We start from the raw sequence: 8,534 nt of genomic DNA, 5'->3' as shown, positions 1-8,534 counted from the left end.
TATGGATTTGACTGTGATACTTGTGCGGTATTAACTACTATAGATGAGCAATCATCAGACATAGCTCAAGGAGTAGATGAAGCTTTAGAATCTAGAGAAGGCGAAATGGATAAAATCGATGCAGTTGGAGCTGGAGATCAAGGAATGATGTTTGGTTTTGCAACTAATGAAACTCCAGAATTAATGCCAGCACCTATAGCTATGGCGCATAGACTTTCAAGAAGATTATCTGAAGTAAGAAAAAATGGAACTTTAGAGTATTTAAGACCAGATGGAAAAACTCAAGTTACAGTAGAATATGATGATAACAAAGTAAAAAGAATTGATGCTATAGTAGTGTCAACTCAACATGGCCCAGAGGTATCACAAGAACAAATAAAAAGTGATATTTTAGAACATGTAATAAAGGCTGTTATACCAGCTGAATTATTAGATGAAAATACTAAATATTATATAAATCCAACTGGAAGATTTGTTATAGGGGGACCACAAGGAGATGCTGGTTTAACTGGTAGAAAAATAATTGTTGATACCTATGGCGGATATGGTAGACATGGTGGCGGAGCTTTCTCAGGAAAAGATCCAACTAAGGTAGATAGAAGTGCAGCTTATGCAGCTAGATGGGTTGCAAAAAACCTTGTAGCAGCTGGTGTTGCTGATAAATTAGAGATAGAAGTTGCTTATGCTATAGGAGTTGCTAAACCAGTGTCAATAGAAGTAGATACATTTGGAACTGCTAAAATAGCTGATGATAAAATAATCGATATAATAAATAAGGTATTTGATTTAAGACCAGGAGCTATTATAAGAGACTTAGATTTAAGAAGACCTATATATAAGAAGACAGCAGCTTATGGACATTTTGGAAGAACAGATGTAGAACTTCCTTGGGAACAACTAACAAGAGTTGAAGAAATAAAGAAATACTTATAAGAATATAAAAATAAGACATATAGAATCAATAAGAGTACTATATGTCTATTTTGGTTAGCAATAATATTTGTATTTTTAAGTATCAATTATACAATAAATCGTCTGTATACGTGCTTAGGAATTAGTAGTAAGCATTCCATATCTGTATTTATAGGGACTGCTGTTGTTGTAGTTATAATTAGCTACTTTAATTATAGAGATTGGAAGAACAAAATTAAGTCATAAGAAGAAAAGGAGAAAATATTAAGTGAAAAAAATAGAGAGTTTTACAATTAATCATTTAGAATTATATCCTGGTATATATATTTCGAGAAAAGACAGTGTAGGTAAGAGTACTGTTACAACATTTGACATAAGGATGACAAGACCTAATTTTGAACCGGTTATGAATACTGCAGAAATGCATGCTATTGAGCATTTAGCAGCAACATATTTAAGAAATCATAATAATTTTGGATCAAAAATAATTTACTTTGGGCCTATGGGATGTAGAACTGGTTTTTATTTATTATTAAATGGAAATTATATTTCAAAAGATATAGTCGAGCTATTAACTGGTTTATATAAATTTATTGCAGACTTCGAAGGTGAAATTCCAGGAGCATCTGCAAAAGATTGTGGAAACTATCTTGATATGAATCTTCCTATGGCTAAATATTTAGCAGAAAGGTTTCTTAATGATGTTCTACTAAATATTAATGAAACCAATTTAAATTATCCAGAATAATAGAGTTTTAAGAAGCTGAATTTAATCAATAAGCTAATAATATAATTATTAAAAATAAAGGATCTTATATGTCGAGATTCTTTATTTTTGTTAAAAGTTAATCTGTGTTTATGAATCCTTAAGGAACCTTAAGATATTTCAAAATAAAAAGTTAATGTTTCATATTTATACTAAGTTCATAAAGTAACTACTAAAAATCGAGCAGATATAAATTCGATTTTAAAAATTAGGGAGTGAATTATTTATGAATATTATGAAATTCTTAGTAGAATATGTTAGATCACCGAGAACTGTAGGAGCAGTAGCCCCAAGTTCAAAAAAACTTGCTAAAAAAATGATTCAGGATATAGATTTTACAAATGCTAAGTGTATAGTCGAATACGGGCCTGGTACAGGTGTTTTCACGGATGAACTTATTGAAAGAAAAAATAAAGATACTTTATTAATTCTATTAGAATATAATAAAGATTTTTGTGAAAAGTTAAAAGAGAGATATAATGAAGATGAGAGTATTATAGTAATAAATGATTCAGCGGAACTTGTGGATATGTATTTAAGGAAATATGATATTGAGAATGTGGACTATATTGTTTCAGGATTACCTTTCGCTAGTTTACCTAAAGAAATGTCGAACAAAATTTTGAAAAAGACTAAAAATATATTAAAAAAAGACGGATTGTTTATAACTTTTCAATATACTCTTTTAAAGAAAGATTTTATTGCTGGCTATTTTAAAAAAATAGATTTAGAAAGAGTTTTATTTAATGTACCACCAGCTTATGTCTTGAAATGTAAAAATCCTTAAAACGAAGGAGCAGATTTATGCAAAATAAAATTTTAATTGTTGATGACGATGAAGAGATAAGAAAAGTAGTAGGCATATATTTAAAAAATGAAGGCTATGAAATTCTTAAAGCTGAAAATGGAGAAGAAGCGTTAAAACTGATAAATAAAAATGAAGTTGCACTTGTACTTTTAGATATTATGATGCCAGGCATGAATGGTACAGAAGTATGTATGAAAATTAGAGAAGATAGGGTTATGCCTATAATTTTTCTATCTGCAAAATCAGAGGACTTAGATAAGATTCAAGGACTAGCTTCTGGAGCTGATGACTATATAACAAAACCCTTTAATGCTATGGAGCTAATTGCAAGAGTTAAATCTCAGATAAGAAGATATACCCGTTACGCAGCTGAATCCCAAATATCTAAAAGTATAATTGAAATTGGTAATTTAACCATAAATACTGATACAAGAGAGGTTTTTGTAGGAAATAAAGATGTGAGGCTTACTCCAAAAGAATTTGATATACTAGAACTTCTTGCAAGAAATAAAGGAATGGTATTTAGCATAGAAAAGATATATGAACGAGTATGGGGAGAAGATTTCTATAAAGCTGATAGTACTATAATGGTTCACATAACTAGAATAAGAGAAAAGATAGAAGAGGACCCTAAGAAACCTATATATATTAAAACAATATGGGGAGTTGGATATAAGATATGAAACTTAGAATGAGTTTGAAATTAAAACTCTTAATTGAAACGGTATTAAGTTTTATATTAACGTTGACGTATTTATATGTTTTGACAATTTATGTTTTTGCTCCATATATTACTAAGAATCAATATATATTAGAGACATATAGGGTATATTACATTTTAGGTATATATGTAATAACATCAATAGGGGCTTTCATTCTATTTTTCTTATTATTATCAAATAGACATATAAAATACATAAAGTATATGGCTAAAGAAATAAAAACCATAGCTAGTGGAAATTTAGGACAGCAGCTAGAAGTTAAAGGTAAAGATGAACTTGCAGAGTTATGTGTAAATATAAACTTCATGTCTAAAGAATTAAAAGATAAATTTGAATATGAAAGAGAGTTAGAAAAAAATAAAGCAGAACTTATAACAAATATTTCTCATGATTTAAGAACTCCTCTTACACCAATCATTGCATATTTAGATATTTTAAAAAACGAAAAATTTACTACTAAAGAGGAAGTAAAGGATTATATAAATTCATCCTACAATCTTTCTATAAAATTAAAAACATTAATAGATGAGCTTTTTGAATATACAAAACTTTCAAGTAGAGAAATTAATTTAGAATTAGTAGAGGTAGATATATGCCCCATTATTAATCAAATAATAGGTGAGTATTCTCCTATGCTTGAAAATAAGGGCTTAAAAATTATACCACGAAGTTTTGATGAAGAGATGTTTGTAAAGATAGATATAGAAAAAATAGTTAGAGTTTTTGAGAATCTTTTAAGTAATGCTGAAAAATACAGTTTTAAACCATCAGATATACTGATTAATTTGGGCAGAGATAAAGACAACATTTTATTATCTATATCAAATAAAGGTGAGCATCTAAATCAAGATGAATTAGATAAAATGTTTGAAAAGTTTTACAGAATTGATGTTTCAAGATCAAGTAAAATTAATGGCTCAGGATTAGGGTTAGCAATTTCTAAAAAAATTGTTGAACTTCATGGTGGGGAAATATGGGCAGAATGTAAAGAAGATATAATAACAGTATTTATTAAGTTACCTACTATTTAACTTAAAATAAATTCAAAGTAATTGATACATCTTCACTTTATATATTTTTCATAATAGTAAAAGGCTAAGTTGAATTAAACCTATTCAATTTAGCCTTTTAAAGATTTCATCTTTTTTATAAATACCAGTAGCAACAAGAGTTTTATCTATATTACTTTTATCAACAGCTATTGGATTAACTAGGATTGAGGGAACATCCTTTAAACCATTATTAATATCATTATTTACATCAATTACACTTCCATTAACTAATTTTATAGCAGTATCCACAGCTGTTTTAGCAAGTTCTCTACTGTCCTTAAATACAGTCATCAATTGAGTACCCTCAACTATTCTTTTAACTGCAGCTAAGTCAGCATCTTGACCAGTTACAGCCGTTTTACCAGCTAAACCATGTTCACTTAAAGCAGATATTACTGCTCCAGCAGTTGCATCATTTGGAGCTAAAACACCATCTATTTTATCGGTAACATTGTTTAGAATATCAGATACAATTGTGTATGCATTTATAGGAATCCATCCTTCAATTACCTTATCTGCTATTATTTTTACTGATCTATTTATAACTAAAGGGGTTATATATTCCATTGCTCCTTCTTTAAACTGTTCTCCTTTAGGGGAACCTGATAAAAGAATGTAGTTTCCTTTTGGAACATATGAGGTAAGGTATCTTCCTTGAAGTTCTCCCACTCTTATATTGTTAAAACCTATAAAAAAGTCTATATCTGAATTTTTTGCAATTACTTCATAGGAAATCATTTTTATACCTACAACATGAGCATCTTCCACTAGTTTTTTAGTGCTTTCTTCATCTATTGATGCAATGATTATTATATTGACCTTTTCTTTTATCATTTCAGCTACTTGTTCAGCTTGTTTTACTGGATCGAATTCGAAATATTCTATTTTTAAAGTAGCTCCCTGAGCATCAGCTTCTTTTTTCATGGCATCAGCATCTCTAATCCATCTATCTTCTCTTTGATTAGGAAGGGAAACTCCTATTAATATTTGCCTAGGGCTGTTTTGATTAGGGTTAAATAGATTTTTATTATTTAGTGAATGTCTAACAGGAACATAAAAAACATCTGGAATTGATACATACATGCGGTTCACCTATTATGTTTAATATACTAATAGTTTATTGCTGTTATTTTATTATAGTTCAATAAAATAGAAATATTATAAAAAAGGTGGTTGAATAAAATCCAACCACCTTAAATATATTACTTGTTTTTCTTAAAATCGATCTTCTGAGTCTCTTTAGTAGTTATTTTTGCACTATAACTATCTATAAATAACCCATTTTTACTCAAGAAAACTTTTCTCTCTACGATTGTATCCATTAATGAAAGTATCTCTTCATCACTTAGGTTATCCTTAATACCTGCAATTGTTAAAGTTGATTTATCGCCATTTTCGTTAAGGAAAGTTAGCGTTAGGGCTCTATCCATAATATTGCCTCCTCTTGTTAATAAATTTTACTTTTTTAAACTTCAATTAATTCTGATAGATCACTTTCAAGAAATCTACCTGTATTATCAGCTAAAACAGCCTTTATAGCTTTTGCTACAACAAGAAGATCCTCAGGTGTAGCATTAGGATTTAATCCAGAAAAGGTCTTTTTTCTATAGAGTATTTCTCCAGAACTTTTTGTTCCATTTTCAATTTCTAATATTAGTGATTTAGAAACTAAACTTGTTTCTGCAGGCATTTACATCACCTCCTCAGAAATTACTATCAATATAAAATACGCACAATTAAGACATTTTAACAAAGTACAAGTATAAAATTTGAACGAAAAATGTTTAAAGATATATTAAATTGTCTAATAGGAATTAGAAATACAGTTGTACAAACGTACAGCTGTACAACTGTACAATTGTACAGAAATACAAAAAATAAACTGTACAATATTACAAGAATCAAACTGTACAGATGTACAAGTGTACAAATGTACAAAAATTCTTTTAAAAGCATATAGTATTATATAAATATTTTATAGGAGGCTTAAAATGAGTAGAGAAAATGATTTAGAACCAAAAGTTGAAGATGAAAATTTATTAGAAGAAGATATAATAGAAGATTGGGCGGAAATGCAACCATATGATAACATTGAAAGAGAAATTTTTCATAGCAGCATAAATAAAACTGCTAATATAATAAGTAGTGAAACAAAGTTAGAAAAAGAAAATATAGATAAAACTGAGATAGTAAATAATATTGAAAAAATGAGAAAGGTGTCTTTCAAAAATGATGTTGAGGTAAGGAGAGCCTTTTCTATTAGAAGTTCATCCTATAGAAAGATGAATGAGCTTAAGAATATACATCCAGATATAAACATTTCATTAAATAGAATAGTGGATGCTGCTTTTAATCATTATTATGAATATATAAAAGGCGGAGGAGAATTTGAGGATTATTAAAGGGATACGTTATTTTTAGTATCCTTTTTAAAATTGATTTTCTAAAATTTGTATTCATTTTAAGGTAATGTTAAAATTAATTTATGAAAGGGGAGATTGTAAATGGATTATAAATACATACTATTTGACTTAGACGGAACAATAACAGACTCAGGAGTTGGAATAATAAATTCAATTGTATATGCCCTTAAGAAATACGGTATTGAAGTCGAGGACAAGAGCCAATTAAATAAATTCGTAGGGCCTCCTTTAAGTGATTCTTTTGAAAAATACTACGGATTCTCAAAAGAGAAAGCTATAGAAGCAGTAGACTATTATCGTGAATATTATAGAGATAAGGGATTATTTGAGAACTTAATTTATGATAGATTTGAGGATTTGGTGAAAGCACTAAAAGGTAATAATAAAGAGTTAGTTGTAGCAACTTCTAAACCAGAAATATTTGCAAAACAGATATTAGAACATTTTAACTTATCTAAGTATTTTACATATATAGCAGGCAGCACCCTAGATGGGACAAGGTCAAAAAAGGGGGATGTTATTAGACATGCCTTAGAGAGCTGTGAGATAAAGGATCTATCACAAGTAATTATGATAGGGGACAGGGAACATGATGTTATAGGTGCAAAACAAGTAGGTATAAAATCCATAGGGGTTTTATATGGATATGGAGATAGGGAAGAACTTGAGGGCGCAGGAGCTGATTTTATAGCTGAAAATGTTATGGATATATTAGATGTCCTTAAGGTATCATAAATTACTCTCCTTTATTGAAGAGGTGGACAAATTTAACCTATAGGTACCATATTCCATAAGTTTATCGAGTAGTAGGTTGATTTCATCCATATTAGAGCAGACAACCTTAAGTAAATAACAGCCATCACCACTTATTCTATGGGCTTCAGTTATAAGAGGATTTGTTTTTAAAGACTTTATAAGCTCAGTATGTTTTGTAGTTTTCATAAAAATAGTGATAAAGGCAGTGATATTGTTGCCTAAAAGAGCATTATTAGTACATATGGTGTACTGAGTTATAACGCCTAAATCCTGAAGTCTTATAATTCTGTTAGATACCCCTTGAGGAGTTAAGTGAACTTTTTCACCAATCTCTTTAAGTGGGGTTTTGGAGTTGATTTTTAAGATGTCTATGATTTTCAAATCTATTTCATCAAACATAAAGCTTAAAATCCTTTCATTTTTAAAGTGAAACTAAGGAATTCCTTTCACATTTCAACCTTGATTTAAGATAACATTAGTATAACAAATCTAATAGGATAATTAAATGTAAAGGTGGAGTGAATATGAAAAAAGCATTATTAGTGATCGATGTGCAAAATGAATATTTTACAGGTAAATTAAAGGTTACTTATCCTCATAACAGTCTTAAAAATATATTAAAGGTTATGGATTATGCTAAAGCTAATAATATTCTTGTTATAGGTGTTCAGCATACCTCTCTTTATGGAGATACCTTTATTAAAAATACAAATGAGTGGGAGATACACCCTAAGGTTCTTGAGAAGTCTTTTGATTATATTATTGAAAAAAACAAACCAAGTAGTTTTCATGAAACCAATTTAGAAGAGATTCTTAAAAAAGAAAATGTAACTGAGGTTATTATTTCAGGATATATGACTCAGATGTGCTGTGATACAACGGCAAGGGAAGCCTTTCACAAAGGATACAAGGTTGATTTTTTATCAGATGCTACTGGAACTATAGATGTAAAAAACAAGGTTGGAAGTATAAGTAGTAAAGACCTTCATAAGGCAACTCTAATTACTCAAAGCTTAAGATTTAGTAATGTAATAAGCAGTGAAGAGTGGGTGAGGGAGAATTTTATTAATTAAATACTTTTTTAGGAAAATAAAT

Annotated in this window: 12 protein-coding genes; 8 read left to right on the top strand and 4 right to left on the bottom strand. The window is 29.2% G+C overall.

Annotated elements, in window-relative coordinates:
* From metK to BUA92_RS20320, 5 genes are all read left to right on the top strand, one after another.
* Positions 1–933: methionine adenosyltransferase (gene metK, locus BUA92_RS20340; RefSeq protein ID WP_073022490.1), on the top strand; the 933-nt coding region annotated here is incomplete at its 5' end.
* 247 nt (positions 934–1,180) lie between these two features.
* On the top strand, positions 1,181–1,660 hold the full coding sequence (locus tag BUA92_RS20335) for an S-ribosylhomocysteine lyase (protein ID WP_073022489.1): 480 nt from the start codon (positions 1,181–1,183) through the stop codon (positions 1,658–1,660).
* A 244-nt stretch (positions 1,661–1,904) separates the two neighbouring features.
* Positions 1,905–2,465 (top strand): class I SAM-dependent methyltransferase, encoded by a 561-nt coding sequence (locus BUA92_RS20330; protein ID WP_073022488.1) that lies wholly within the window; start codon positions 1,905–1,907, stop codon positions 2,463–2,465.
* A gap of 17 nt (positions 2,466–2,482) precedes the next feature.
* Positions 2,483–3,169: a response regulator transcription factor gene (locus BUA92_RS20325; RefSeq protein WP_073022487.1), complete on the top strand. Its 687-nt coding sequence runs from the start codon at positions 2,483–2,485 to the stop codon at positions 3,167–3,169.
* Complete coding sequence (locus tag BUA92_RS20320) at positions 3,166–4,239, top strand: HAMP domain-containing sensor histidine kinase (protein WP_073022486.1); 1,074 nt, start codon at positions 3,166–3,168, stop codon at positions 4,237–4,239. The genes BUA92_RS20325 and BUA92_RS20320 overlap by 4 nt, the downstream gene beginning before the upstream one ends.
* Positions 4,240–4,323: 84 nt before the next feature.
* Here the strand turns inward: BUA92_RS20320 and BUA92_RS20315 are convergent, their stop codons facing one another.
* From BUA92_RS20315 to BUA92_RS20305, 3 genes are all read right to left on the bottom strand, one after another.
* On the bottom strand, positions 4,324–5,343 hold the full coding sequence (locus BUA92_RS20315; RefSeq protein ID WP_073022485.1) for a sugar ABC transporter substrate-binding protein: 1,020 nt from the start codon (positions 5,341–5,343) through the stop codon (positions 4,324–4,326).
* A 119-nt stretch (positions 5,344–5,462) separates the two neighbouring features.
* Entirely contained in the window at positions 5,463–5,690 is a 228-nt protein-coding gene (locus tag BUA92_RS20310) for a DUF2922 domain-containing protein (protein WP_073022484.1), read from the bottom strand.
* Positions 5,691–5,725: 35 nt separating this feature from the next.
* Positions 5,726–5,950, bottom strand: a complete 225-nt coding sequence (locus tag BUA92_RS20305) for a DUF1659 domain-containing protein (RefSeq protein ID WP_021801143.1) — start codon at positions 5,948–5,950, stop codon at positions 5,726–5,728.
* A 301-nt stretch (positions 5,951–6,251) separates the two neighbouring features.
* On the opposite strand from BUA92_RS20305, the gene BUA92_RS20300 reads away from it, so the two are divergent.
* Both BUA92_RS20300 and BUA92_RS20295 read left to right on the top strand, forming a co-directional pair.
* Positions 6,252–6,662 (top strand): hypothetical protein, encoded by a 411-nt coding sequence (locus BUA92_RS20300; RefSeq protein ID WP_073022483.1) that lies wholly within the window; start codon positions 6,252–6,254, stop codon positions 6,660–6,662.
* Between the two features lie 102 nt (positions 6,663–6,764).
* On the top strand, positions 6,765–7,418 hold the full coding sequence (locus tag BUA92_RS20295) for an HAD family hydrolase (protein ID WP_073022482.1): 654 nt from the start codon (positions 6,765–6,767) through the stop codon (positions 7,416–7,418).
* Here BUA92_RS20295 and BUA92_RS20290 read toward each other — a convergent pair.
* Entirely contained in the window at positions 7,413–7,838 is a 426-nt protein-coding gene (locus BUA92_RS20290; RefSeq protein ID WP_073022481.1) for an Lrp/AsnC family transcriptional regulator, read from the bottom strand. The two genes, BUA92_RS20295 and BUA92_RS20290, sit on opposite strands and share 6 nt — an antisense overlap.
* A 125-nt stretch (positions 7,839–7,963) precedes the next feature.
* Between BUA92_RS20290 and BUA92_RS20285 the strand changes: the two genes are divergently transcribed.
* Positions 7,964–8,512: a cysteine hydrolase family protein gene (locus tag BUA92_RS20285; RefSeq protein WP_073022480.1), complete on the top strand. Its 549-nt coding sequence runs from the start codon at positions 7,964–7,966 to the stop codon at positions 8,510–8,512.
* Positions 8,513–8,534: the final 22 nt, after the last annotated feature.

The sequence above is a fragment of the Clostridium intestinale DSM 6191 genome, from assembly GCF_900130055.1.
GTDB lineage: Bacteria > Bacillota > Clostridia > Clostridiales > Clostridiaceae > Clostridium_T > Clostridium_T intestinale.
The sequence above is the reverse complement of the archived record's forward strand: the minus strand, read 5'-3'. Positions and strand labels throughout refer to the sequence as shown.